Genomic DNA, 25785 nt, shown 5'->3' with positions numbered 1-25785 from the left:
TTTCCGGGGGTCAGAGGCAGGCTTCGAGCAGGGCCTGGTCGAAGCCGTACTGCTTGGCCTTGTCCAGCGTATAGGGGCGCAGGCCCATGGAGCGATATTCGCCGATGATCTTGCCCTCGGCGGATTCGTCCAGATATTCGAACTTGAACAGCTCCTGCGTCACGATGACGGGGCCTTCCATGCCGATGACCTCGGTGATGTTGGTCACGCGGCGCGAACCGTCGCGCAGGCGCTTGACCTGGACGATCAGGTCGACCGAGTCGGCGATCTGGCGCGAAATGGCCTCCTTCGGCACCTTGATGTCCGACATCATCACCATGTTTTCCATACGCGCCAGGCATTCGCGGGGGCTGTTGGAGTGAAGCGTCGCCATCGAGCCGTCATGGCCGGTATTCATGGCAGCGAGCAGGTCGAAGCATTCGCTGCCGCGGATTTCGCCGAGGATGATGCGGTCCGGGCGCATACGCAGCGCGTTCTTGACGAGATCGCGGATGGTGATTTCGCCCTGGCCTTCAAGGTTCGGCGGGCGGGTTTCGAGCGGCAGCCAGTGCGGCTGTTGCAGGCGAAGTTCGGCCGCGTCCTCGATGGTCAGCACGCGCTCGCCCGGATCAATCATCTTGGACAGCGCATTCAGCATCGTCGTCTTGCCCGAGCCGGTGCCGCCGGAGATGACGATGTTGAAGCGGCAGGCGCCAGCGACCTTCAGGCACGTCGCCATCTTGTCGGACATCGATCCGCCCTTGGCCATCATGTCCAGCGTGATCGGCTTGGCGGAGAACTTACGGATCGAGATCGCCGTGCCCTTGAGGCTGAGCGGTGGGACGATCACGTTGACGCGGGATCCGTCCTTCAGGCGGGCGTCGGCCAGCGGCGTGGTCTGATCGACGCGGCGGCCGACCGAGTTGCAGATGCGCTGCGCGATCTGGAACAGATGCTCCTCGTCGCGGAAATTGATGTTGGCCAGCTCCAGCTTGCCCTTGCGTTCGATATAGGTCTGTTCCGGCCCGTTGACCATGATGTCGCTGACCGCCGGATCGGACAGCAGTTCCTCAAGCGGACCAAGGCCAAGCAGTTCGTCGACCAGCACCTTTTCCAGCGCGAACTGTTCGCGCCGGTTGAGGGTCAGCTTCAGTTCGGCCAGCACCTCCCCGATGATCGGGCGGAATTCCTCGGCCAGCTCGTCCTTGCCCAGCGTCGCCGCGGCTTCGGGATCGACGCGTTCGAGCAGGCGCGGCAGCACCTGTTCCTTGATGCGGTGGATCGAGCTTTCAAAGCCCTCGACCCGGCTGTTGCCCGCTTCGCCGGACGAGGATTGCCGCTCTGCCAGCCGGGCCAGCGCATCGGCATTGGCCCCCGACATGCTGCTATTGTCCATCGGCTCGTTCAGCCCGACGGGCATCGGTGCCTCTGCAACGGCCGGGAACTGGCCCGCGCCGTCCATGTCGTGCGATCCGGCAGGAGCACCCTGCATCGGCCGCGCCACGCCAAAGGCCGGCCTGCCGCCGGTGCCGTTCGATCCACTGCGTCGCCCGAATGCGCTCACGGTCTCAGTCTCACCCCGGTCGAAATTGATTGACCCACAGGGGTAAGCAACAAGCCTTACGATTTACCTAACCAATCCAGATTCCATGGATCCGGGCGAGGCCGGGCGGTCAGATCAGGGGCGGGTGGACGTCGGCCTGGTCGTGCGCTTCGACCGCATTATAGCCAAGCGTCGCGCGGCCCTGCGCGCTGCCGGCGATGTCGGCGACCAGATAGAGCGGGCGGCGTTTCGATTCGATGTACAGCCGCCCCAGATATTCCCCGATCATGCCCAGCACGAACATCTGCGCCGCGCCCAGGAACAGGACGAGCAGCATCAGCGACGTCCAGCCGGCGACCGTACCGCCCAGCGCCCAGCTGGCCAGGATATACAGCATCAACAGGCCCGCCGCGACGACGAGCCACAGGCCGATATGGCTGGCGAGCCGAAGCGGCGCGGTGGAAAAGCCGGTGACCGCATCCAGCGCGAACCGGATCATCTTGGCCAGCGGATATTTGGTCTCGCCTGCATGGCGTTCGGCGCGGTCATAGAGGAACGGCACCTGCCGGAAACCGACCCAGGCGACCATGCCCCGGATGAACCGCGCCTGTTCCGGCAGGGTCAGGAACGCATCCAGCGCCCGGCGGCTCATCAGGCGGAAATCGCCGGTATCCAGCGGGATCGGCGTGTCCGTGACCCGATCAAGCACGCGGTAGAAGGCGGCGGCGGTCAGTTTCTTGAACACGCTTTCGCCCTCGCGCTTGCGGCGGACGGCATAGACGACATCGGCGTCCTGTTCCGCCATCACGCGGCGCATGTCGGCCAGCAGTTCGGGCGGATCCTGAAGATCGGCATCGATGATCAGGATCTGCTGTCCGGCGCACAGATCGAGCCCGGCGGTCAGCGCCAGCTGGTGCCCGTGATTGCGCGACAGGTTGATGCAGACAAGGTGCGGATCGGCGGCGGCCAGCCGCTGCATCACCGCCCAGCTGTTGTCGCGCGATCCGTCGTTCACCAGCACGATTTCATAGGAATCGCCGACCGCCGCCTCAGCCGCCGCGGCGATGCGGGCGTGCAGGATGTCGAGGCACGATTCCTCGTTATAGCAGGGGACGACGATCGAAAGGTCAGGCCGGATCATGACAGCGCGCCTTAGCGCGGGGCAAACGCCAAGTCATCGGCAAATCAGGCGGCGCGAAGATCGGCGATGAACCGTTCCGTCACGCGGCTGAGCGTGGCTGCGGTATCGGACAGGCTGTTGGCCGCCCCGGCGACGGTGCCGGACAGATGTTCGGTCTGAAACGCGACTTGGGCGATTTCCTTGACCTGGTCGGCCATGACTTCTGCGCCGCTGGCGGCATCGCGGGCGTTGATTTCGATGGCGTCGGCCGTTGCGTGCTGATGCTGGACGGCAAGCCGGACCGATTGCGCCGCGTCGGCCAGATCGGCGACCATCCGTGCGATTTCGGCGAGCGCGGTTTCGGCGACGTCTGCCTCGCCATGGATCGAGCTGGCAAGCGTGCGGATTTCGTTGGTTGCGCCCGATGCCTGACCCGCCAGCTGTTTCACCTCGTGCGCGACGACGGCAAAGCCGCGCCCGACCTCGCCCGCCCGGGCGGCTTCGATCGTTGCGTTCAACGCCAGCAGGTTGGTGCGCGCGGCGATATCGTGGATGGATTCGGCAAAACCGCTGATCGTGTTGGTCCGTTCGCCCAGCTGGCCGACGGCGAGCGTCCCGGCGCTGGAGCTGTCGCGGGCATCCGCGCTCAACTGTGCCTGCTGTTCGGCGGTCGCGGCGATAGCGGTGATGGATTCGCTGAGTTCATGGATGCGGGCAGCCAGCCCGGCGGCGCCGGCGGAGGAGCGGCGCGCCGCCTCTGCCACCTGGGCCGTTTCGCGGCTGGCGCGGCTGGCCAGATCGTTCAGTGCCCCGGCCGACAGGCGAAGGTCGTCGGCGGCCGCACCGACCGTGTTGACCAGATCGGCGATCGATTCGCGGAAGCGTTCGGCAAAGGCGATCATTTCCTGACGTCGCTCGGCACGCTGTTCCGCCTGATGCTGTTCGCGGCGGCGGCGTTCCTCGTTCGCGCGCGCCTCTGCGGCATGGGTCTGTGCCATCGCCCGTTCGACCTGGTGCCGCCGTTCGTCGGCCTCCAGCGCCATTGCCTCGCTTTCGGCGCGTGCCCGGTCCTGTTGAGCGAGCAGCTCGCCCAGACGGGTGGTCAACCGGGCAAGAACGCCGAACTGGAGCAGGACCGCCACCGCGTGAATGACGACGCGACCGATATTTTCGGTGCCGTTGAATACCCAGGCCGGCATCAGCCAGCCGAGCACCAGATGGTGAACGGCGATCATCCCGCTGGCGAGCAGGATGGGCCGCCAGTCGCACATCACCGCCAGGGCGGCGAGCGCGACGAAGAAGTACATATGGGCATCCATCTGCCATTCATGGCCGGACAGCAGGAACAGCCCCAGTGCCGGATAGATGGCCGCCAGCGTGCCGATCACCATGCGCGCCTGCGCATCGCACCGATTGGCCAGGAAGTAGCGGGTGGGAAGCAGCGTCGCCAAGACGGCGATCACCAGGGCAATGGCGCCCATGGGCGCGCCGGTGCCGAGCCCGATCAGCCCGATCGCCCCGACGCATCCCCAGCCGCAGACGACCAGCAGGCGGGTGCCGGTCAGCCGCAACTGGTCGAGGCTGGACAAGGGCGCGGCGCTCATCGCGGTGCTTCGCATCCGGCACGGGGTGCGCGCAGGATCAGCGCGCCGCCGACCCCCGCCGCCAGCCGGTCAAACCTGCCATGGACGATGATGGAGCCGGGCAGGGGGCCGAGATCCACGAGCGCAGCGCCCGCATCTAGCGCCGGGGCAACCACATCGGCATCGCCCACCGGCACGATCAGCATCGCGCCTTCGGCAGGAGGCAGCACGCCCAGCCCAAGGATCAGCATCAATGCCCCAAAGGATTGGACGGTCCAGGCGGGCGGACAGGCTGGCACGCGCAAGGTCATGCGCCGTCCCTAGTCCAAGCTGGTTATCGCATCGTTAACCGCAGTTGCGCGAATTGCGGGATTGCCGCCGTTCAGGGGAGGAAACGAGCAACGATGTCGCGGGCGACGCGCACCGGGCGGCGCGTGGTCGCATCGAGCGCGCACCAGCTGCTTTCCACTTCTGCCAGCACTTCTTCGCCGCGGCGGATCAGCGTGCGGAACGCAGCGCGTGCGCCCTGCACACGTTCGGCAACCACGGTCGCAATCACCTGATCGTCCAGGAAAGCGGGGCGGCGATAGGTGATTTCGTGTTTCAGCGCGACCCACAGATGCGCCGCCACCGCCTCTGCCGGGGCGACCGCCCGCCAATAGGCGATGACGGCATCCTGAACCCAGGTCAGATAGACCGCATTGTTGACATGACCCATGAAATCAATGTCGCCGGGCGCGATCGAGACGGGATGTTCGTGGCTGGTGACGGCTGCGGTCATGCGGTGCAGCATGGGCGTTGCTGACAAAGGTGTCAATGAATGTGCGCAGTGGGGCGGGGCGTTCAGGCGCGTTCGGCGGCGCTGACCGCATCAGCGGCGCGCAGGGCGGCCAGCAGCCGCATCAGATGGCTGTTGTCGCGCACCTCGACATCGATCACGTTGGTGTGAAAGGTCGTGTCGCGATTGTCCATGCGCAGGCCGAGGATGTTGGCGCGGTGCGCACCGATGATCGTCGCGGTGGCCCCCAACGCGCCCGGTTCGTTCTTGAGCGTGACCGCGATCCGGGCGACGCCGCCCTCCGCCTTGTCCCCCCAGTTCAGATCGACCCATTGCGCATCGTTGAAATGGTCGAGTTCGGGGCATTCGATGGCATGGACGGCGATGCCGGCGCCGGGCCGCCGGATGCCGACGATCCGGTCGCCGGGGACCGGGCGGCAGCAATCGGCCAGATCGAACGCCACGCCGGGGGTCAGCCCCTTGATGATGATGGCGTGGCGCTGGGGCGGCATCTCGCCGGCTTCGTCCAGATTGGCCGATCCGGGCATCAGCGCGTTCATCACCTGCGCATCGGTCAGGCTCTGGCGCGCAATCGCCTGCATCAGCGCCGATTCGTCGGCCAGTTTCAGCCGTTTCAGCGCAGCGGCCACCGCGTCCGGCCCCACTTTGGCCGGCAGCCGTTCGATGATGTTGTCGAACAATTTGCGGCCAAGCTGGTCGCGTTCCACCCGTTCCTTGTGACGCAGGTGACGGCGGATCGCGGCCCGTGCCTTGCCGGTAATGGCGAAGTTCATCCACGCCTCATGCGGGCGCTGCGCCTTTGACCGCAGGATCTGCACCTGGTCGCCATTCGCCAGTTCGTGGCGCAGCGGCACAACGCGGCCATTGACCTTTGCCCCCACCGCCTGATCCCCCAGATCGGTGTGGACGGCATAGGCGAAGTCGATCGGCGTCGCGCCCTTTGGCAGCTGGATCAGCTCGCCCTTGGGCGAAAAGGCGAAGATACGATCCTGGTACATCGCCATCTTGGTATGTTCGATCAGTTCCTCGGCGCTTTCGGCATTTTCGAGGATTTCGACCAGATCGCGAATCCAGCGCACCTGGGTATCGGGGCGGACCGCATCCTGTTTGTACGCCCAGTGCGCCGCCAGGCCATATTCCGCCTGGGCATGCATTTCCTGGGTGCGGATCTGGATTTCGATGCGGGTGTCGCCCGCGTGCATGATCGTGGTGTGTAGCGAGCGATAGCCGTTGCGTTTCGGCGTCGAGACATAATCCTTGAACCGGCCGGGCACCATCGGCCAGCGGCGATGGATGATGCCGAGCGCGCGGTAACATTCCTCTTCCGTTTCCACGATGGCCCGGAACGCCATCACGTCGGACAGGGATTCCAGGCTGACATGGCGTTCCTGCATCTTGCGCCAGATGGAATAGGGATGCTTTTCGCGGCCAGAGAGTTCCGCCTCTATGCCGGCGCGGGACAGGAGCAGTTTCAGGCCCGACGCGATCTTGGCAATGCGGTCGCCGCCGCCTTCCTTGAGCGCGGCCAGCCGGCGGGTGATCGATTCATACCCCTCCGGCTCAAGCTCGCGCATGGCGAGCGTCTGCATCTCCTTCATGAATTCGTACATGCCGATCCGCTCGGCAAGCGGCGCATAGATATCCATGGTTTCGCGGGCGATGCGCTTGCGCTTTTCCGGCTTGGCGATGTGGTGGAGCGTGCGCATGTTGTGCAGCCGGTCTGCCAGCTTGACCAGGAGCACGCGGATATCGTCCGACATGGCGAGCAGGAACTTGCGCAGGTTTTCGGCTGCGCGCTCGTTTTCGGACTGGGCCTCGATCTTGGACAGCTTGGTCACGCCATCGACCAGCCGCGCGACCGATGGGCCGAACTTGGCCAGGATTTCCTCCGGCGTGGCGACCGTATCCTCGATCGTATCGTGAAGGATCGCCGTCGCGATCGTTTCGTCGTCCAGCCGCAGGTCGGTCAGGATGCCGGCGACCTCGATCGGGTGGCTGAAATAGGGGTCGCCGCTGGCGCGCTTCTGGCTGCCATGGGCGTGCAACGAGAACACATAGGCGCGGTTGAGCAGCGCCTCGTCGGCATCCGGGTCATAGCTTTTGACCCGCTCCACCAGTTCATATTGCCTCAGCACGCCGCCAATGTGGGGCGGCGTGCCGGGACTTTGCAAGCGGTTAGTGGCACGGAATATGGCGCAAAAGGCACAGTTCCGGGGAAATCAGCCCTTGGCGCGGGCGTTGCACCGGGCCAGCTGATCCGCGTCGAAGGCAAGCCCGTCGACCGAAAAGGCGGTCAGCGCGCCGACTTCGCGGACGGTCAGTTCGCACACCACCTTGGCCGGGCTGCTGCCCTTTGGCGCGATGCAGCCCGTGTCGGTGCAGCGCCACATGACGCCGCGCGTGATGAAGCTTTCGCCAGCCTTGGCCGCGACCGGGGCGGCGATGTAGCCCGCGCGCGACTGAGCGGCGGCAGGCGTAGCGGCGACGAGGGCGGCGGTGGCGGCAAGCACGGCAAGGCGGATCATGCGGAAACTCCCCTGAATTCGGCGTAAACTAAGTTGCAGGACGATACTTACACCCATGTTTTTACGCAGGTGCACCATAGGTTGCAAGCGGAAACGAGTATGTTCCCACCGGATAAGTTGCGTTTCCATTTTGTGATGGATGCGGCTAGACGGGACGCAATGTCCGAACGGCTTCGTGAATCCCTGCGGGAACTGGCCGCGAACTGCAGTCTGCCCGCCGCGCTGGAGGCGATGGGCGAACGCTGGTCGTTCCTGATCCTGCGCGCCGCATTCAACGGCTTGAAGCATTTCGAGGAGTTTCAGTCCGAGCTGGGCATTGCCCGCAACATCCTGGCCAACCGGCTGGCGCGTCTGGTGGGGCACGGCATCCTGGAGCGTCGGCCGTGCGAGGATGACCGGCGCAAGGTCGAATATTGCCTGACGGAAAAGGGGTTCGCGCTGCTGCCCACCATGGTTGCCTTGCGGCAATGGGGCGAGCGGTGGGAAACCGGGGTCCGCGCCAGTCCGGTGCTGGTCGATGCGCGCGACCGGCGGCCGGTGCGCGACGTGGCGGTGCTGGCGCATGACGGCCGGACGCTGGGCAAGCACGACCTGGTCTGGGCACTGGCCGAGGATGTAGCGGACCCGGACGGCGACCACGCGGGCTGACCGGATCGCGGCATCTGTCGCGGCGGGTTTCGGACGGGCGCGCACCCTGCTATCGGCCCGGCAATCATGCTGAACCTCAACAACATCACCGTGCGGCTGGGTGGCCGCACCATCCTGGACGGTGCGAGCGCCGCATTGCCGCCGCGCAGCCGCGTCGGCCTGATCGGGCGGAACGGCGCTGGCAAGTCGACCATGGTCCGCGTCATCGCCGGGATGCTGGAGCCGGACGGCGGCGGGGTGGAAATGCCTCGCGGCGCGCGGCTGGGCTATATCGCGCAGGAAGCGCCGTCGGGCACGGCGACCCCGTTCGAAACGGTGCTGGCCGCCGATACCGAGCGGGCCGCGCTGCTTGAGGAAGCGGAGACCCAGACGGACATGGACCGGCTGGGCGATGTGCACGAGCGGCTGATCGCCATCGACGCCTATGCCGCGCCTGCACGGGCTGCCCGCATCCTGGTGGGGCTGGGGTTCGACGAGGAGATGCAGCAGCGGCCGCTCGACAGTTTTTCGGGCGGGTGGAAGATGCGCGTGGCGCTGGCCAGCCTTTTGTTCAGCCAGCCCGACATCCTGCTGCTCGACGAGCCGTCCAACCACCTCGACCTGGAAGCGGTGATGTGGCTGGAGGATTTCCTGAAGGCCTATCGCGCGACCATCGTCGTGGTCAGCCACGAGCGCGATTTCCTGAACAATGTCGTCGACCATATCCTGCACCTGCAGGGCGGCAAGGTGACGCTCTATCCCGGCGGCTATGACGCGTTCGAGAAGCAGCGGGCCGAGCGGATGGCGCAGCTTGCGGCGGCCAAGGCGAACCAGGAGGTGCAGCGCGCCAAGCTGCAGGACTATATCGCGCGCAATTCCGCCCGCGCATCGACTGCGAAACAGGCGCAGTCGCGGCAAAAGGCGCTGGCCAGGCTGACGCCCATTGCCTCGCTGGCCGAGGATCCGTCGCTCAGCTTCGATTTCCCGGCGCCGGACGAGCTGCGTCCGCCGCTGATCACGCTGGACATGGCGGCGGTCGGCTATGGCGAGACGCCGATCCTGAAACGGCTGAACCTGCGGATGGACCCGGACGACCGGATCGCGCTCCTGGGCCGCAACGGCAACGGCAAGACGACGCTGGCCCGGCTGCTCGCGGCGCAACTCGCTCCGATGGAAGGCGCGATGAACGCGTCGGGCAAGATGAAGGTTGGGTATTTCACCCAGTATCAGGTCGAGGAACTGGACGTCACCGACACCCCGCTCGACCACATGACCCGCCAGATGAAGGGCGCGACCCCGGCAGCGGTGCGCGCGCAGCTTGGCCGGTTCGGCTTTTCGGGGGACAAGGCGACGACCAAGGTCGGCAAGCTGTCCGGTGGCGAGCGCGCGCGGCTGGCGCTGGCACTGATCACGCGGGATGCGCCGCACCTGCTGATCCTGGACGAGCCGACCAACCACCTGGACGTCGACGCGCGCGAAGCGCTGATCCAGGCGCTCAATGCCTATACCGGTGCCGTGCTGCTGGTCAGCCACGATCGGCATATGCTGGAGACGACCGCCGACCGGCTGGTGCTGGTCGATCAGGGCATGGCGCGCGAGTTCGACGGGACACTGGACGATTACATCGCCCATGTGCTGGGCCAGAGTGCGGCTGAAAAGGCATCGAAAAAGGACAAGAAGGCCGACCGGAAGGCCGCCGCCGAGGCGCGCGAGAAAGAGGCCGAGCTGAAGAAACAGGCCAAGGCGGCGGAGGCCGAGGTGACGAAGCTGACCGCCGAGAAGCAGGCGCTGGATCACGCCATGTTCGCCCCCGCCGAGGCGCAGGCTTCGCTCGCCAAGCTGCCGATGAGCGAATTGATGAAGCGCCATGCCGATGTGGTCGCCCGGCTGGAAGCGGCGGAGGCGCGCTGGCTGGAGCTTGGCGAGGCGCTGGAGCAGGTGGCGGGTTAAGCCGTCCGGCACATTCATACCGCTCGTGCTGAGCTTGTCGAAGCATTGTCCTTCCCCCCAGGCCGCTGGTGGAAGAAGGGCAGTGCTTCGACAGGCTCAGCACGAGCGGGTGAGGGGTGCGTCGAGTAACTCAGGGCCGGGGCAGTCGCCGCCCCTTGGTCCGGCTGGTCAGGTGGAACTGGCCGCACCGGTCGCAGCGATAGGGGAACAGGGCAAGACCGCTGCGCCCCGCCGCCTCTGCCGCATCGCCGCCGCTGGCGTAGCGGGCCTTGCGCGCGCAGATGCTGGCCCTGGTTCGCATGATCGGCTCCCGTTGCGCTGCCTGGCGCGGTCGATAGAATGGCCGGGAGAGGATCGCAAAGCCATGGCTGCTCCCATCCGCCATTATGCCGAATTCTGGCCGCATTATCTGCGCGAGCATGGGCGGGCGGAGACGCGGGCGATCCATTATGCGGGCACGGCCCTTACCTTTGTCGCGCTGGCGCTGGGGCTGACCGGTTCGGCCTGGTGGTTCCTTGCGATCCCGCTGGCCGGATACGGCTTTGCCTGGGCCGCACATTTCGCTGTGGAGCGCAATCGGCCCGCGACCTTCACCTATCCGCTCTGGTCGCTGATCAGCGATTACCGGATGTTCTTCCTATGGCTTGCCGGGCGGCTCGGCCCGCATCTGCGTGCGGCAGGGGTGGCAAGCCGCGCTTGATGCGCTCGCAGCAGCCCTTGCTTGCGGTGGGCAGGCGGGCGGCATAGCTAACGGGGCATGACCATTATTTCCGATACGCTCGCCCTGATCGGCAACACCCCGCTCGTGAAGCTGAAGGGGCCGAGCGAGGCCGCCGGCGCCGAAATCTATGGCAAGTGCGAATTCGCCAATCCCGGCGCGAGCGTAAAGGACCGCGCGGCGCTGTTCATCGTCGAGGATGCGGAGGCGCGCGGCGCCATCCAGCCGGGCGGCACCATCGTCGAGGGGACGGCGGGCAATACCGGCATCGGCCTGGCGCTGGTCGCCAATGCCAAGGGCTACAAGTCGATCATCGTCATGCCGGAAACGCAGAGCCGGGAAAAGATGGACACGCTGCGCGCGCTGGGCGCCGAACTGGTGCTGGTGCCCGCCGCGCCCTATGCCAATCCCGGCCATTTCGTGCACACCAGCCGCCGCATCGCGGAGGAAACACCCAACGCGGTTTGGGCCAACCAGTTCGACAATATCGCCAACCGCCGCGCCCATATCATGGGCACCGCACCGGAAATCTGGGCGCAGATGGACGGGCGGATCGACGGGTTCACCTGCGCGGTGGGCACTGGCGGCACGCTGGCCGGGATCGGCCTGGGCCTGAAGGAGCGGGACGAGCGGGTGCGGATCGCGCTGACCGACCCGCACGGTGCTGCGCTCTATCATTACTATGCGCACGGCGAATTGAAGGCCGAGGGATCGTCGGTGGCCGAGGGGATTGGGCAGGGGCGCATCACCGCCAATCTGGAAGGCGCGCCGATCGACACCCAGTACCGCGTGTCCGATGCGGAGGGGATGGAATGGGTCCGCCGCCTGCTGGACGAAGAGGGGCTGTGCCTGGGCCTGTCGTCCGGCATCAACGTGGCAGGTGCGGTGCGGCTGGCGCGGGAACTGGGGCCGGGATCGCGGGTGGCGACGATCCTGTGCGATACCGGGTTCCGGTATCTCTCCAGCCTGTACAACCCGGAATGGCGCGCGGCGAAGGGGCTGGACGTGCCCGAATGGGCCGGCCGCTGATCGGCGGTCCAATCGATTTGCCACATCCGGTGGACAGGATGGGGCTTCGCTGTTACCTTCGTGCAACAGTGCTGCAACAATCGACATCCGACCGGGGGCAGGTGCTCCAGCGTGTACGTGTTGGGCTGACCGGCCTGACCATCACCGTTCTGCTGATCCTGGCGGCTGCGATCGTCTATCGCTCGGCATCGCGCGAGGAACCGACCAAGATCGTCGGACAGGCCAATCCCGACGTGGTGGCGACGATGACAGCGCCGACGCCGATGGCCAATGCGACCACCGATGCGACGCCGGACGAGCCGCTGGCGACGCTGGGCGTGACGCCAGCCGAACGACCCAAGGGCGGGGATGCAACCACCCCGCCGACCGAACCCCAGACCCCCTGAGATTCGCCGCGCATCCGATTCCCGCGATAGGGCACCGCATCCCGCACCAGGAGCATCGCCGACCAGAAGGACCCGAACCGACCAGACCCAATGGATTGCCCATCACACGGATCAAAGCAAGAACTAAGTTAGAACATTGCTGCTCCGGAGCAAAAAGTGGAGCGAAGTGGGGCAAATTCCCGCCAAGAGGCGTTGTATCCCGCAGCCATTTGCGTTAGCGAAATTGGCTAACAGGGCATTTTCTTTCCGCGCCAGATTCATCGATCCGGCACGCCATGCGGGCGTGACTTCGGAGCTGGCGGAGCTTTGCCCAGAGGGGTGCGAAAACGGGCGTGAGCGGGGGGCTGGGATATTTCGGGGTCGCCGTGCAGACGGTGGACGACAAGGGCCGGGTGGCCCTGCCCGGACAGCTGCGCTCGACCGTCGAAATGGTGCTCGGGCCGGATGCGATGAACAAGGACATGCGCCGGCTGACCATCGCCACCCATGAAAAGCAGCCCTGCCTGGTCGCGTACGACCCCGCCAGTTTCCAGCGCCACCTGGCCGATGTCGATGCCCGCGCCCGCGCCCATGCCGGGCCGGACGGGGCGATCAACGACCAGCTGCTGCGCAATGCCATCGGCGTGCCGGAATATGTGACGTTCGACGCCAATGGGCGGTTCGTCCTGCCGCCCTATCTGCGCTTTCGGGCCAAGATCGACCGCTATGCCTTTTTCTGGGGCGGCAACGACCGCATCGAGATCTGGAAGCCGGAAACGCTGATGGCGCTGGACCATGTGTCCGAGGACCTGCGCGGGGCGTGCCAGTTTCACCTCGAACGGCTGAAGGCGGCATGAGCATGACCGGGCAGCCGCATATCCCCGTCCTCTTGGAGCCGGTGCTGGCCGCGCTGGCGATTCGGCCGGGCGAGCGCCATGTCGATGCGACGTTCGGCGCGGGCGGTTACACGCGGGCGATGCTGGCGGCGGGTGCGGAGGTGATCGCATTCGACCGCGATCCCGATGCGATTGCCGGCGGCCAGGCGATGGTCGAGGGCAGCGACGGTCGCCTGACGCTGATCCACGCGCCCTTTTCGGCGATGGCGGAGGCTCTGGCCGGGATCGGCAAGGTGCCGGTCGACGGGGTGGTGATGGATATCGGCGTATCGTCGATGCAGCTGGACCAGGCGCATCGCGGCTTTTCGTTCCAGGCGGAGGACGGTCCGCTGGACATGCGCATGGCGCAGGAAGGCGACAGCGCGGCGGATTTCGTCAACACCGCGGACGAGGCGGACATTGCCGATGTCCTGCACCGCTATGGCGACGAACCGCGTGCCCGCCGGGTGGCGCGGGCGATCGTCGCCGACCGTCCGTTCCAGACGACGGGCAAGCTGGCATCCACCGTTCGCCGGGCACTGGGCCATCGCCCGCACGACAAGAAGGATCCCGCCACCCGCACGTTCCAGGCGATCCGCATCCATGTGAACCGCGAGCTGGACGAGCTGGCCGAGGCAATGGACGCCGCCGAGCGGGTGCTGGCCCCCGGCGGGCGGCTGGTGATCGTCAGCTTTCATTCGGGCGAGGACCGGATGGTCAAGCGGTTCCTGCGCGAACGATCGGGCAGCGAGCCGACCGGTTCGCGCCACCGGCCCGCGCTGGCGGCAGCGCGGGCACCGACATTCGAGACGCCGGCGCGGGCGGTGCGCGCCGATGAAGTGGAACTGGCCCGCAACCCGCGCGCCCGTTCGGCCACGCTGCGGGCGGCGCGGCGGACGGCGGGCGCACCATGGACAGGCAAGGGAGAGGACTGATGGCGATCAGGGGCTTTCGGGGGCTGGGCTGGCTGGGCGGGGCGGTGGTCGTCGCGCTCGGGTGCAACATGGTGTCGTCGCATGTCGATGCGGAGCGGCAGCGCGTGGTGGCGCTGGACAATGCCATCGCCGCGACCGAGGCGGATATCCGGATGCTGGAGGCCGAGTTCATGACGCGCGCCAACACCGCCCAGCTGGAACGGTGGAACGGCGAGCTGATGCGGCTGAGCGTACCGGCGGCCGGCCAGTTCATGACCGGCGAGGCGGCGCTGGCCCAGCTGGAACAGCCGGGCGAGGCGGGCGACCGCCAGTTTGCGGGCTATATCGTGCCCGAAGCCGTCCCTGCGCTGGCGGCCAAGCCGCTCGAGGCAGCGGACGTGCCGCAGGTTGCCAAGCCTGCGCCGCAGGTCGCCGCCGCCACGACCGCAGCGGTCGGCCCGGCCCCGACGCCCCAGCCGATCGCGCCAGCCCAGACGGTGAAGGTCAAATCGGTCGTCACTCCCGCCGCCGCCCCGCGTGCGGGCAAGGGCGCCGGGCGTGCCGCGCCGCTTGAGGACAAGCTGCTGCGCGATACCAGTTTCAGCGATCTGTTGCGCGGTTCGGCCGCCGGCGGAGCGACCTTGCGGTGACCACATTGCTGCTTGGCCGCGATCTGGCGCTGGAGCCTGCCAACCGGACGGCAGCGCCGTTGCCTGCCCCGCCGCTGGGGCTGGTGCCGGTGGCCCATGCGCGCATGGCCGTTATCCTGGCGCTGTTCGTGCTGGCGGTGGTGGCCGTGATCGTGCGGCTGAGCTGGCTGGCGATGACCCCCGAGGCGGAAGCCGGGGGGCGGACCGGCATCGCCGTCAATCGCGGCGACATCGTCGATCGCAACGGCGTGCCGCTGGCCCAGACGATCCTGGTCCCGTCGATCGGGGTTCAGCCGGACAAGGTCATCGGCGACAAGCGCGACCTGGCCCGGCGGCTGCACGCGCTGATGCCCGAGGAAAGCGAGGCATGGTATTATGCCCGGCTGACCAGCACCGCGCCGTTCCAGTTCCTGAAGCGTCATGCCCGGCCGGAGCTGGCCGAGGCGGCGAACGCGCTGGGCGATCCGGGCATCCGCATCGGGCGCGAGCCCGAGCGGCTCTATACCCAGTCGGCGACGGCTGCGCACATCCTGGGCTTCACCAATGCGCAGGGCCGGGGCGCGCTCGGCATGGAGAAGTTCCTGGACGGGCGGCTGACCGATGCCGCGCTGGCCAAGACGCCGGCTGCGCTGTCCATCGACCTGCGCGTCCAGTCGGCGCTGGAAAGCGAGCTGGGCCATGCGATGATCAAGCATCAGGCACTGGGTGCGGCGGGCATCATCCTGGACGTGGATACGGGCGAAGTGATGGCGATGGTATCGCTGCCCAGTTTCAATCCCAACCATGTCCGGTCGCTTGACGGCCAGTTCAACAACGTGACCAAGGGCGTTTACGAACTGGGATCGACGTTCAAGCCGATCACCGTCGCCGGGGCGATCGACGCCGGGGTCGTGACGTCGATGCAGCGCCGGTACGACGCGGTCGAACCGCTGGCCGTCGGCCGGTTCCGCATCAAGGACGACCATGCCCAGCGCCGGTTCCTGAACGTGCCGGAAACGCTGGTCCATTCGTCCAACATCGTCACCGCGCGGCTGGCGGACGAGATGGGCGAGGACCGGATGAAGGCGCTGTTTCGCAGCCTGGGCTTTCATCAGCCGCTGGACATCGAGATCGAACGCAGCAACCCCCGTTTTTCGGAAGAGAACTGGAGTCGTGCCCGCGTGCTGACCAGCGGATATGGCCACGGCGTCGCCGTGACGCCGATGCACCTGGCCATCGCCTATGCCGCGCTGGTCAATGGCGGCGTGCTGCGGCCCGCCACGCTGATGCGGCTGGCCCCCAGCCAGGTGCCGGAGGGCAAGCGCGTGTTCAGCGAAGCGACCAGCCACCGGATGCGCCAGCTGTTGCGGCTGATCGCGCTGAAGGGAACGGGCAAGCGCGGGGATGCCCATGGCTACCGCGTCGGCGCAAAGACCGGAACGGCCGAGCGGCTGAGCGCGACCGGCGGCTATTCCAAGACGGTGAACGTTTCCACCTTCGCAGCGGCTTTCCCGATGGACGCACCGCGATATGTGGTGGTCGCCATGCTCGATTCGCCCAAGGCAAGCGCCGATACCTATGGCCAGACTTCGGCGGCATGGACCGTCGCCCCGGCCGTCAGCCGCACGATCCAGCGCACCGGCCCGATGCTGGGCGTGCTGCCCGAACCGGCGAAGGACATCGACGTCGGCGAACTGGAGCCGTTGCTGTGGTCGCCGCGCGGAACGGCGGTGGCAGCGGAATGAGGCTGTCGTCGCTGATCGGCGGGACGGACGAGCGCACGGTCACCGGCTTTGCCATCGACCATCGCAAGGTCGCGCCCGGCACCATCTTCGGGGCATTCGAAGGACTGCGCGTCAACGGCGAGGATTTCATTCCCGCCGCGATCGAGGCGGGCGCGGTTGCAGTGGTCGCCCGGCCCGGCGTACGGGTGGAGGGGGCGGTCCATATCGCCGACGACAGCCCGCGCGCCCGGTTCGCCCGGCTGGCGGCGCGATTCTTCCAGCCCTTTCCCGACACGGCCGTCGCCGTTACCGGCACCAATGGCAAGACCAGTACGGTCGAGCTGACGCGCCAGCTGTGGCGGATGGCGGGGCACCATGCCGCCAGCATCGGCACGCTGGGCGTCACCACGGCGGACGAGCGCGTCGTCACCGGCCTGACCACGCCCGATGTCGTCACGTTCCTGTCCAACGTCGCCGGTCTGGCGCGCGAGGGGGTGAGCCATCTGGCGTTCGAGGCGTCGAGCCACGGCCTGGCGCAATACCGGACCGAGGGGCTGCCGGTGCGCGCTGCAGCCTTTACCAACCTGTCGCGCGACCACCTGGACTATCACGGCGACATGGCGGCCTATTTCACCGCCAAGCTGCGCCTGTTCAGCGAGGTGCTGGACGCGGACGGCACGGCGGTGATCTGGGCCGACGATCCCCATGCGGAGCGGGTGATCGACCTGGCACGGCATCGGGGCAACCGCATCCTGACCGTGGGCGAGCATGGCGATGCGCTGCGACTGGTCGACCGTGAACCGTCGCTGTTGGGCCAGAAACTGGTTATCGAGGTGGAGGGCACGCAGCACCGGGTGATGCTTCCGCTGATCGGCGCCTATCAGGCGGCGAATGCGCTGGTCGCCGCGGGGCTGGTCATCGCCACGGGCGGCGATGCGGGCACGACCATCGCGGCGCTCGCCCGGCTGGCCCCGGTGCGCGGTCGGCTGGAACGGGCGGCGATCACGCGGGATGGCGCGCCGGTCTATGTCGACTATGCCCATACCCCCGATGCGCTGGCCGCCGCCATCGCCGCGCTGAAGCCGCACACCGCCGGGCGGCTGATCGTGGTGTTCGGGGCAGGGGGTGACCGGGACGCTGGCAAGCGGGAGGAAATGGGCGCGGTCGCCATCGCCGCCGCCGACCGCGTCATCGTGACCGACGACAATCCGCGCAGCGAGGATCCGGCCGCGATCCGCGCGATGGTGCTGGCCGGCGCACCCGGCGCAACGGTGATCGGCGACCGCCGCGCCGCCATCGCCGCCGCCATTGCCGAGGCGGGGCCGAACGACATCGTGCTGATCGCTGGCAAGGGGCACGAACAGGGCCAGATCGTCGGCGACCGCGTGCTGCCGTTCGACGACGTGACCGTGGCGCGGGAGTGCGCCGGGGCATGAGCCTGTGGACTTCAGCCGACATCGCGGCCGCGACCGGGGGCACGGCATCCGCCGACTTTACCGTCACCGGCGTCACGTTCGACAGCCGCGAAGTGCAGCCTGGCGACCTGTTCATCGCCATGCAGGGCGAGGCGAGCGACGGGCATCGCTATCTGGATCAGGCGATGGCGCGCGGCGCGGCGGGCCTGATCGTCAGCCAGCCGACCGATCATCCCCATGTCCGGGTGGCGGACGGCTTTGCCGCGCTGAACGCCCTGGGCGTCGCTGCGCGGGCGCGCATGACGGGCACGGTGATCGGCGTCACCGGATCGGTGGGCAAGACGGGCACCAAGGAAGCGCTGTTCGCCGCATTGGACCGATGTGCGCCGGGCGGGGTCCACCGGTCGGTCAAGAGCTACAACAACCATACCGGCGTGCCGCTGAGCCTGGCGCGAGCACCCGCCGACAGCCGGTTCGGCGTGTTCGAGATGGGCATGAACCATGCGGGCGAGCTGGCGGCGCTGACCCGGATCGTGCGCCCGCATGTCGCCATCATCACCGCCATTGCGCCGGCACATATCGAGTTTTTCAAGGACGAAAGCGGCATCGCCGATGCCAAGGGCGAGATTTTCCAGGGGCTGGAGCCGGACGGCACGGCCATCGTCCCGTTCGACAGCGTGCACCGCGATCGGTTGATCGGTCACGCCCGGCCCCATGCGGCGCGGATCGTCACCTTCGGTCACGGCGAGGGCGCGGATGTGCGCGCGCTCGAATCGATCCGCACCCTGACCGGCGGCAGCGAGGTGACGGCGCAGGTGGGCGACCGGCAGCTGACCTTTACCATCGGCCTGCCCGGTGCGCACTGGGTGTCCAACGCGCTGGCAGTGCTGGCGGCGGTGGATGCGGCGGGCGGCGACCTGGCGCTGGCGGGGCTGGCGCTGGCCGACATGGCCGACCTGCCGGGGCGCGGCGCGCGGATGAGCGTGGCCGTCGGCGAAGGCCATGCGCTGCTGATCGACGAGAGCTACAACGCCAATGCCGCATCGATGCGGGCGACGCTGGCGGTGCTGGCCGCCGAACCGGCGACGCGCAGAATCGCCGTGCTGGGCGAAATGCGCGAGCTGGGCGACCAGTCGGACGCGCTGCATGGCGGGCTGGCCGAACCGGTCGTCGCAGCGGGCGTGCATTTCGCCGTATTGGTCGGCGAAGCGATGGCGCCGCTGGCCAGGACGCTTGAGGGGCAGGTGGATTTCGTCCATGTGCCCGACGCCGCAGCGGCCACGGAAATCATCCGGGCGCGGCTCGCACCCGGCGACGCGGTGCTCGTCAAGGGATCCAATGGGGTAAGGCTGGCGACGCTGGTGGCGGCGCTGGCGGGGACAAACTGATGCTGTATCTGCTGGCCGAGGCGCTGGGCTTTCCTGGCCTGCTCAATCTGGTGCGCTATCTGTCGTTCCGAACCGGCGCGGCGGTGGCGACGGCGCTGTTCATCGGGCTGGTCATCGGTCCGCGCTTCATCGGCTGGCTGCGCGTCCGCCAGGGCAAGGGCCAGCCGATCCGCACCGACGGGCCACAATCGCACCTGGCAAAGCGCGGCACGCCGACCATGGGCGGGCTGATGATCCTGACCGCGATGAGCCTGGCCATCCTGATCTGGATGGACCCGCGCAGCCCCTATGTCTGGGCGTGCCTGTTCGTGACGTTGGGCTTTGCGTTCATCGGGTTCCTGGACGATTACGACAAGGTGCGAAAGGCGAGTACGGCCGGCGTTTCCGGCCGGATCCGGCTGGCGGGCGAGTTCCTGATCGCGGCGATCGCGGCCTGGATCATCACCGGCCAGAACGGGACGCAGCTCTATGTGCCGTTCTTTTCGAACATCGCCATCGACCTCGGCTATTTCTACATCGTCTTTGCCGCGTTCACGATCGTGGCGTTCGGCAATGCGGTGAACCTGACCGACGGGCTGGACGGGCTGGCAACGATGCCGGTCATCATCGCCTGTGTCGCGTTCATGCTGATCGCCTATCTGGTCGGCAATGTGAAGTTCGCCAGCTATCTGGGCATCCCGCACGTGGCGGGGGCGGGCGACCTGGCCATTTTCTGCGGTGCCATTGTCGGCGCGGGCCTGGCGTTTCTGTGGTTCAACGCGCCCCCGGCAGCGGTGTTCATGGGCGATACCGGCAGCCTGGCGCTGGGCGGGGCGATCGGCACCATCGCGGTCGCCACGCATCACGAGATCGTGCTGGGCATCATCGGCGGCCTGTTCGTGGTCGAGGCGCTTTCCGTCATCATCCAGGTGTTCTTCTACAAGCGGACGGGCCGCCGCGTGTTCCGCATGGCGCCGATCCACCATCATTTCGAACAGCTCGGCTGGAGCGAGCCGACGGTCGTGATCCGCTTCTGGATCATCGCGTTCGTGCTGGCGCTGGCGGGGCTCAGCACGCTGAAGCTGCGGTGACGTTTCAGATTTCCCAGTATCCCCGCGAAAGCGGGGATCCAGAGCAACGGCCGACGTCGCCTGGGGCTCTGGGCTCCTGCTTTCGCAGGAGCACGGGCTTGTGATCGTCTCACCTGACTGGCGCGGCAAACGCTATGCGGTGCTCGGGCTGGCGCGGTCCGGCGCGGCGACGGTGCGCGCGCTGCTGGTGGGCGGGGCCGAGGTCACGGCCTGGGATGCGGACGAGGGACGGCGTTCCGCCATTCAAGCCCCTCCCCCCTGGGGGAGGGGTTGGGGTGGGGGTGTGGGGCGGGCTGACTGCACCCCATCACCCCACCCCAACCCCTCCCCTGAAGGGGAGGGGCTAAGCTTTGCCGACCCCTTAACCCTTGACCTCACCGGTTATGAAGCCGTTGTCGTGTCGCCCGGCGTGCCGCTGAACCGGCATCCGATTGCGGCCCATGCCGAGCGGTTCGGGGTGCCCGTCATCGGGGACATCGAGCTGTTCGCCCAAGCCCGTGCCGACCTGCCGCCGCACAAGGTGGTCGGCATCACTGGCACTAATGGCAAGTCCACGACGACGGCGCTGACCCATCACATCATCGCCGGGGCGGGCATCCCGACGATGATGGGCGGCAATATCGGCCTGCCGATCCTGGAGCAGGAGCCGCTGGCGGCGGGGGGCGTCTATGTCCTGGAGCTGTCCAGCTATCAGATCGACCTGACGCGGACGCTGGACTGCGAAGTCGGGGTGCTGCTGAACATCACGCCCGATCATCTGGATCGGTATGACGGGTTCGACGCCTATGCCGCGTCCAAGGAACGGCTGTTCGTCATGCAGTCGAACGATCATTCCGCGATCGTCGGCATCTTCGACGCAGCCAGCGCCGCCATCGCCCGCCGCCTGTCGCGGCGCGGCGAGCGGCTGACCAAGATCGCGCCCGGTTTCTGCATGGACCAGTCGCGCTGGCCCGCGCTTCAGGGGCCGCACAATGCGCTGAACGCGCTGGCCGCGATTGCCGCGTGCGAGGCGCTGGGCGTACCGCGCGACGCCATCGACCGGGGGCTGGAGACGTTCCCCGGCCTGCCGCACCGGATGGAGCGCATTGCGACCGTGGGTGGCGTGGCATTCGTCAATGACAGCAAGGCGACCAATCCCGATTCCGTCGCGCCCGCGCTGATGGCGTTTCCCCGGATCCGCTGGATCGTGGGCGGCCAGGCCAAGACCGATGATCTGGAGGCATGCCGTGCGGGATTCCCCCATGTCGTCAAAGCCTATACGATCGGGCAGGCAGGGGCGCGCTTCGCCGAATTGTTGAAGGGGGAAATGGCCGTGGAGGAACTGGGCACGCTGGACCGCGCCGTTGCCGCTGCAGCCGCCGAAGCACGGCCGGGCGATACGGTGCTGTTGTCGCCCGCCTGTGCATCGTTCGACCAGTTCCGCGATTTCGAGGACAGGGGCGCCGCATTCCGCGCGGCCGTGGAGGCGCTGAAATGACCGATATCTGGCGCGGCGGCCCGGCGGGCGTCACCCGGGCGCTGACCACGCGCAGCCGCAACAGCTATGCCGCCTGGTTCCACGAGATCGACCGGATGCTGGTGGCGACCACGCTGGTGCTGATCGCGTTCGGGCTGTTCGCGGTGGCGGCGGCATCGCCCGCCTCTGCCGACCGCTATTCCAGCGCAGCGGTGCAATATGCCCCGATGCATTATTTCTGGCGACAGGCGGCGTGGGTGACCATGGCGTTGCCGGTGCTGTTCGCGGTGTCGATGCTGCCGGTGAAATGGGTCTGGCGGATCGCCATTCCCGCGCTGCCCGCCTGCATGGCGCTGGTGTTGCTGGCGGCGCTGATCGGGGGAGAGGGGACCAATGGCGCATCGCGCTGGATCCCGCTCGGTTTCTTTACCGTGCAGCCGTCCGAGTTCCTGAAGCCCGCATTCATCGTCGCCACGGCATGGATGCTGTCGCTGCGCGCCGATGCGCCCTATCTGCCGATGTTCACCGTGACCGGGGGCATCACCGCCGTCTGTGCCGGCCTGTTGATGTTGCAGCCCGATTTCGGTCAGGCGTTCCTGCTGTGTACCATCTGGCTGATCATGGTCATCCTGGCCGGAATCCCGTTCCGCGCCATTGCGGCGCTGATCGCGGCGGGCATCGGCGGCATCGTTGCGGCCTATTTCTTCTATGGCACGGCCCAGCGGCGCATCGACGCGTTCCTGTTCCCGTCGAGCGAGGATACCGAGGCGACGCGGTTCCAGATCGAACGGGCGATGGAAACGCTGACCGGCGGCGGCCTGCTCGGCACTGGCCCGACCCAGGGCCAGGCGAAGTTCAAGCTGCCCGAGGCGCACACCGATTATATCTTTGCCGTGATCGGCGAGGAGTTCGGGCTGGTCGCCTGCGGGATCATCGCCGCGCTGTTCATGACGCTGATCATCCGTGCCGCCGTCCGCCTGTTCGACGAAACCGACGCCTTCCGACTGCTGGCAGGGGCGGGGATCACGGTGCAGATCGGCTTGCAAGCGCTGATCAGCATGATGGTCAATACCGGCCTGGCCCCGTCAAAGGGCATGACGCTGCCGTTCATTTCCTATGGCGGGTCGTCGATGCTGGCGATGGCCGTTGGCACCGGCCTTTTGCTCGCCTTTACCCGCCGAAACCCGTATCTGGCCCAGTCTCCCTATGGGGCAAGGTGGAACGGACGATGAAGAGAACCCGCCATTTCGTGCTCGCCGCCGGCGGGACCGGTGGCCATATGGTGCCCGCGGCTGCACTGGCGGCCGAACTGATGAAGCGCGGGCACAGTGTCGCGCTGATTTCCGATGCGCGCGGGGTGCGTTTTCCGGGCCTGTTCGACGGGGTGGAAACGCATGTCCTGCCCGCCGGGCGGCTGGCGGGCGGGCCGCTCGGCTGGCTGCGCGCGGTCAACCAGATGCGCCAGGGCCGGGCGCGCGCCATCCAGATCTACACCAAGATGCGGCCGACCGCCGTCGTCGGCTTCGGCGGATACCCCGCGCTGCCCGCGCTGCTGGGTGCGTTCAGCAAGCGCATCCCGACGATCATCCATGAACAGAATGCCGTGCTGGGCCGGGTAAACCGGTTCGTCGCGGGCCGGGTGGACGGCATCGCCACCAGTTACGACACGGTCGAGCGGCTGAAGCCCGGCCTGGCACCCAAGGTCCATCTGGTCGGCAATCCCGTGCGCCAGGCGGTGCTCGACCTGCGCGCGCGGCCCTATCCGCCGCTGGATGCCGACAGCATCTTTCGCGTGCTGGTGACGGGCGGCAGCCAGGGGGCGAGCGTGCTGAGCCAGGTGGTGCCCGACGGCCTGGCCCTGCTGCCCGTGCATTTCCGCCAGCGGCTGCAGGTGACGCATCAGGCGCGGCCGGAGGATGTGGACGCGGTGCGCGCCAAATATGCCGCGCACGGCATTCCGGCGGAAATCGCCACCTATCTGCCCGACATGCCCGACCGGCTGGCCTGGGCGCATATCGTCATCGCGCGGGCGGGCGCATCGACCATTGCCGAGCTGACGGCGGCGGGGCGGCCCGCGATCCTGGTGCCGCTGCCCAGCGCGACCGACGATCACCAGACGGCGAACGCACGCGAGATGACCGAGGCGGGGGGCGCGCGCACGATTCGCCAGTCGGCATTCACCGCCATGGAACTGGCCAAGCAGATGCAGAAGCTGGGGCTGGAGCCGGAGGCGCTGGCCAATGCCGCCGCCCGCGCCCGCGCGGTGGGGCGCCCCGACGCGGTGCGCGATCTGGCCGACCTTGTCGAAAGCGTCGATGCGCCCACGGCACCCGTCGGCAAGGTGCAGTCCAGCCCCAGCCGGGAGGCTTACGCGTGAAGGGGGTCGGCACCGACATCGGCACGATCCATTTCGTCGGCATCGGCGGCATCGGCATGTCCGGCATTGCCGAGGTGATGGCCAATATGGGCTATGCCGTGCAGGGATCGGACGTTGCCGAGGGCTATGTGATCCAGGGCCTGCGCGAGCGCGGCATCCGCGTCGCGATCGGCCATGACGCGGACAATCTGGGCGACGCCGCCGTGGTCGTCACCTCGACCGCGATCAAGCGCGGCAATCCGGAGGTCGAGGCGGCCTATGCCCGGCGCATTCCCGTGGTCCGCCGCGCGGAGATGCTGGCCGAGCTGATGCGGCTGAAATCCACCGTCGCGGTGGCGGGCACGCACGGCAAGACGACGACGACCAGCATGATCGCCGCGATCCTGGATGCCGGCGGCATCGACCCCACGGTCATCAATGGCGGCATCATCAACAGCTACGGCAGCAATGCCAGGCTCGGCGCATCCGACTGGATGGTGGTGGAGGCGGACGAAAGCGACGGCAGCTTCCTGCGCCTGGACGGCACCATTGCGGTGGTCACCAACATCGATCCCGAGCATCTGGATCATTACGGGTCGTTCGACCGGGTGAAGGATTGCTTCGTCGAGTTTGTCGAAAACGTCCCTTTTTACGGCGCGGCTTTGCTGTGCCTCGACCATCCCGAGGTTCAGGCGATCATCCCCAAGGTGCGCGACCGGCGCATCGTCACCTATGGCTTTGCCGCGCAGGCGGACGTGCGCGGGCTGAACGTCGCCCCCTATCCCGGCGGCAACCGGTTTGACGTGGTTGCCCGCGCCCGCGACGGATCGACCCGCACGATCGAGGCCGTGGACCTGCCCATGGCGGGCCGCCACAATGTCCAGAACGCGCTGGCCGCGATCGGCGTCGCGCTGGAACTGGGCGTGGATGATGCAACGATCCAGCGGGGTTTTGCTCGGTTCAGCGGGGTCAAGCGCCGCTTTACCAAGGTCGGCGAGATCGGCTTTGGCGATGGCCAACCGCCTGCGCTGGTGATCGACGATTATGGGCACCATCCCGTCGAGATCCGCGCCGTCCTGTCCGCCGCGCGCGAAAGCGTGCAGGGTCGGGTGATCGCGGTGTGCCAGCCGCACCGCTATTCGCGGCTGGGCAATTTGATGGACGAGTTCGCCACCGCGTTCAACGACGCCGATGCCGTCATCGTCACCCCCGTCTATGCTGCGGGCGAAGCGCCGGTCGAGGGCGTGTCCGCCGATGCGCTGGTGCAGGCGATCCTGAACCGTGGCCACCGGTCGGCGCGCACCGCCGACAGTGCCGATGCGCTGGCGGCGATGCTGGCGGTCGAGGTCGGGCCGGGCGACCTGATCGTGTGTCTGGGCGCGGGCGATATCACCAAATGGGCGGGGGGCCTGGCGGGGGCCATCGAAGGAACACGCACATGACCGACTGGTTTTCCACCGCCATCGAAATGCAGCGCGAGATCATCCGGGCGCAACAGACGCAACTGGATGCCGCACGGAAGCTGGTCGATTCCGGCAGCGCCATGGTCGACATGCAGGCCGCCGGGAAAAAGGCGATGCAGGCTGGGCAGCAGGCCGCAGAGGCGAACATGAAGGCGTGGAACGCCTGGGCGAAGCTGTGGGGATGGAAGTGAGCGGGGCCCCTGCCGCGCTCCTGCGAAAGCAGGAGCCCAGAGCGGCGTCGGACGCCCTTCGATACC

25 protein-coding genes are annotated in these 25785 nt (G+C 67.4%); 17 read left to right on the top strand and 8 right to left on the bottom strand.

Annotated features, from left to right (window positions below; all coding sequences use genetic code 11):
- Positions 1-10: 10 nt before the first annotated feature.
- From ACPVPU_RS14130 to ACPVPU_RS14100, 7 genes are all read right to left on the bottom strand, one after another.
- Positions 11-1399 carry a CpaF family protein gene (locus tag ACPVPU_RS14130; protein WP_448660528.1) on the bottom strand — a complete coding sequence of 463 codons (1389 nt, stop codon included), beginning with the start codon at positions 1397-1399 and terminating at the stop codon, positions 11-13.
- A 253-nt stretch (positions 1400-1652) separates the two neighbouring features.
- The gene (locus ACPVPU_RS14125) at positions 1653-2663 is read right to left on the bottom strand and encodes a glycosyltransferase family 2 protein (RefSeq protein ID WP_448658601.1); all 1011 of its coding nucleotides are present in this window, start codon (positions 2661-2663) and stop codon (positions 1653-1655) included.
- 44 nt (positions 2664-2707) lie between these two features.
- Positions 2708-4246, bottom strand: a complete 1539-nt coding sequence (locus ACPVPU_RS14120) for a methyl-accepting chemotaxis protein (RefSeq protein ID WP_448658600.1) — start codon at positions 4244-4246, stop codon at positions 2708-2710.
- The gene (locus ACPVPU_RS14115; protein ID WP_448658599.1) at positions 4243-4536 is read right to left on the bottom strand and encodes a hypothetical protein; all 294 of its coding nucleotides are present in this window, start codon (positions 4534-4536) and stop codon (positions 4243-4245) included. Before ACPVPU_RS14115 ends, ACPVPU_RS14120 begins: the two co-directional genes overlap by 4 nt.
- Positions 4537-4607: 71 nt before the next feature.
- Positions 4608-5006 carry an acyl-CoA thioesterase gene (locus ACPVPU_RS14110; RefSeq protein WP_448658598.1) on the bottom strand — a complete coding sequence of 133 codons (399 nt, stop codon included), beginning with the start codon at positions 5004-5006 and terminating at the stop codon, positions 4608-4610.
- A 62-nt stretch (positions 5007-5068) separates the two neighbouring features.
- Positions 5069-7159, bottom strand: a complete 2091-nt coding sequence (locus ACPVPU_RS14105) for a RelA/SpoT family protein (RefSeq protein WP_448658597.1) — start codon at positions 7157-7159, stop codon at positions 5069-5071.
- A gap of 84 nt (positions 7160-7243) precedes the next feature.
- Positions 7244-7549, bottom strand: coding sequence for a CC_3452 family protein (locus ACPVPU_RS14100; RefSeq protein WP_448658596.1), 306 nt, complete (start codon positions 7547-7549; stop codon positions 7244-7246).
- A 159-nt stretch (positions 7550-7708) separates the two neighbouring features.
- Here ACPVPU_RS14100 and ACPVPU_RS14095 point away from each other — a divergent pair, with 159 nt between their 5' ends.
- Positions 7709-8197, top strand: a complete 489-nt coding sequence (locus ACPVPU_RS14095; protein ID WP_448658595.1) for a winged helix-turn-helix transcriptional regulator — start codon at positions 7709-7711, stop codon at positions 8195-8197.
- Positions 8198-8263: 66 nt separating this feature from the next.
- A complete protein-coding gene (locus ACPVPU_RS14090) occupies positions 8264-10126 on the top strand; it encodes an ABC-F family ATP-binding cassette domain-containing protein (RefSeq protein ID WP_448658594.1) in 1863 nt (620 codons plus the stop codon).
- Positions 10127-10256: 130 nt separating this feature from the next.
- Here the strand turns inward: ACPVPU_RS14090 and ACPVPU_RS14085 are convergent, their stop codons facing one another.
- Positions 10257-10427 (bottom strand): hypothetical protein, encoded by a 171-nt coding sequence (locus ACPVPU_RS14085; RefSeq protein ID WP_448658593.1) that lies wholly within the window; start codon positions 10425-10427, stop codon positions 10257-10259.
- A 63-nt stretch (positions 10428-10490) separates the two neighbouring features.
- Between ACPVPU_RS14085 and ACPVPU_RS14080 the strand changes: the two genes are divergently transcribed.
- The 15 genes from ACPVPU_RS14080 (at position 10491) to ACPVPU_RS14010 (ending at position 25719) form a co-directional block, all read left to right on the top strand.
- Entirely contained in the window at positions 10491-10826 is a 336-nt protein-coding gene (locus tag ACPVPU_RS14080) for an Mpo1-like protein (protein WP_448658591.1), read from the top strand.
- Positions 10827-10883: 57 nt separating this feature from the next.
- Positions 10884-11873 (top strand): cysteine synthase A, encoded by a 990-nt coding sequence (locus tag ACPVPU_RS14075; protein WP_448658590.1) that lies wholly within the window; start codon positions 10884-10886, stop codon positions 11871-11873.
- 101 nt (positions 11874-11974) lie between these two features.
- Complete coding sequence (locus ACPVPU_RS14070) at positions 11975-12259, top strand: hypothetical protein (protein WP_448658589.1); 285 nt, start codon at positions 11975-11977, stop codon at positions 12257-12259.
- 332 nt (positions 12260-12591) lie between these two features.
- Entirely contained in the window at positions 12592-13095 is a 504-nt protein-coding gene (locus ACPVPU_RS14065) for a division/cell wall cluster transcriptional repressor MraZ (protein ID WP_448658588.1), read from the top strand.
- Positions 13096-13097: 2 nt separating this feature from the next.
- Positions 13098-14048 (top strand): 16S rRNA (cytosine(1402)-N(4))-methyltransferase RsmH, encoded by a 951-nt coding sequence (gene rsmH, locus ACPVPU_RS14060; RefSeq protein WP_448658587.1) that lies wholly within the window; start codon positions 13098-13100, stop codon positions 14046-14048.
- Positions 14048-14677, top strand: a complete 630-nt coding sequence (locus ACPVPU_RS14055; protein ID WP_448658586.1) for a hypothetical protein — start codon at positions 14048-14050, stop codon at positions 14675-14677. The genes rsmH and ACPVPU_RS14055 overlap by 1 nt, the downstream gene beginning before the upstream one ends.
- A complete protein-coding gene (locus ACPVPU_RS14050; protein WP_448658585.1) occupies positions 14674-16401 on the top strand; it encodes a peptidoglycan D,D-transpeptidase FtsI family protein in 1728 nt (575 codons plus the stop codon). The genes ACPVPU_RS14055 and ACPVPU_RS14050 overlap by 4 nt, the downstream gene beginning before the upstream one ends.
- Positions 16398-17816, top strand: coding sequence for a UDP-N-acetylmuramoyl-L-alanyl-D-glutamate--2,6-diaminopimelate ligase (locus ACPVPU_RS14045; RefSeq protein ID WP_448658584.1), 1419 nt, complete (start codon positions 16398-16400; stop codon positions 17814-17816). Before ACPVPU_RS14050 ends, ACPVPU_RS14045 begins: the two co-directional genes overlap by 4 nt.
- A complete protein-coding gene (locus tag ACPVPU_RS14040; RefSeq protein WP_448658583.1) occupies positions 17813-19183 on the top strand; it encodes a UDP-N-acetylmuramoyl-tripeptide--D-alanyl-D-alanine ligase in 1371 nt (456 codons plus the stop codon). Before ACPVPU_RS14045 ends, ACPVPU_RS14040 begins: the two co-directional genes overlap by 4 nt.
- Positions 19183-20253: a phospho-N-acetylmuramoyl-pentapeptide-transferase gene (mraY, locus tag ACPVPU_RS14035; protein WP_448658582.1), complete on the top strand. Its 1071-nt coding sequence runs from the start codon at positions 19183-19185 to the stop codon at positions 20251-20253. Before ACPVPU_RS14040 ends, mraY begins: the two co-directional genes overlap by 1 nt.
- 100 nt (positions 20254-20353) lie before the next feature.
- Positions 20354-21730 carry a UDP-N-acetylmuramoyl-L-alanine--D-glutamate ligase gene (gene murD / locus ACPVPU_RS14030; RefSeq protein WP_448658581.1) on the top strand — a complete coding sequence of 459 codons (1377 nt, stop codon included), beginning with the start codon at positions 20354-20356 and terminating at the stop codon, positions 21728-21730.
- Entirely contained in the window at positions 21727-22941 is a 1215-nt protein-coding gene (locus ACPVPU_RS14025; RefSeq protein ID WP_448658580.1) for an FtsW/RodA/SpoVE family cell cycle protein, read from the top strand. The genes murD and ACPVPU_RS14025 overlap by 4 nt, the downstream gene beginning before the upstream one ends.
- The gene (gene murG, locus ACPVPU_RS14020) at positions 22938-24086 is read left to right on the top strand and encodes an undecaprenyldiphospho-muramoylpentapeptide beta-N-acetylglucosaminyltransferase (protein WP_448658579.1); all 1149 of its coding nucleotides are present in this window, start codon (positions 22938-22940) and stop codon (positions 24084-24086) included. Before ACPVPU_RS14025 ends, murG begins: the two co-directional genes overlap by 4 nt.
- The gene (gene murC, locus ACPVPU_RS14015) at positions 24083-25507 is read left to right on the top strand and encodes a UDP-N-acetylmuramate--L-alanine ligase (RefSeq protein ID WP_448658578.1); all 1425 of its coding nucleotides are present in this window, start codon (positions 24083-24085) and stop codon (positions 25505-25507) included. Before murG ends, murC begins: the two co-directional genes overlap by 4 nt.
- The gene (locus ACPVPU_RS14010) at positions 25504-25719 is read left to right on the top strand and encodes a hypothetical protein (protein WP_448658577.1); all 216 of its coding nucleotides are present in this window, start codon (positions 25504-25506) and stop codon (positions 25717-25719) included. Before murC ends, ACPVPU_RS14010 begins: the two co-directional genes overlap by 4 nt.
- Positions 25720-25785 lie beyond the last annotated feature (66 nt).

This window comes from Sphingomonas paludis, from assembly GCF_053502515.1.
The sequence above is the reverse complement of the archived record's forward strand: the minus strand, read 5'-3'. Positions and strand labels throughout refer to the sequence as shown.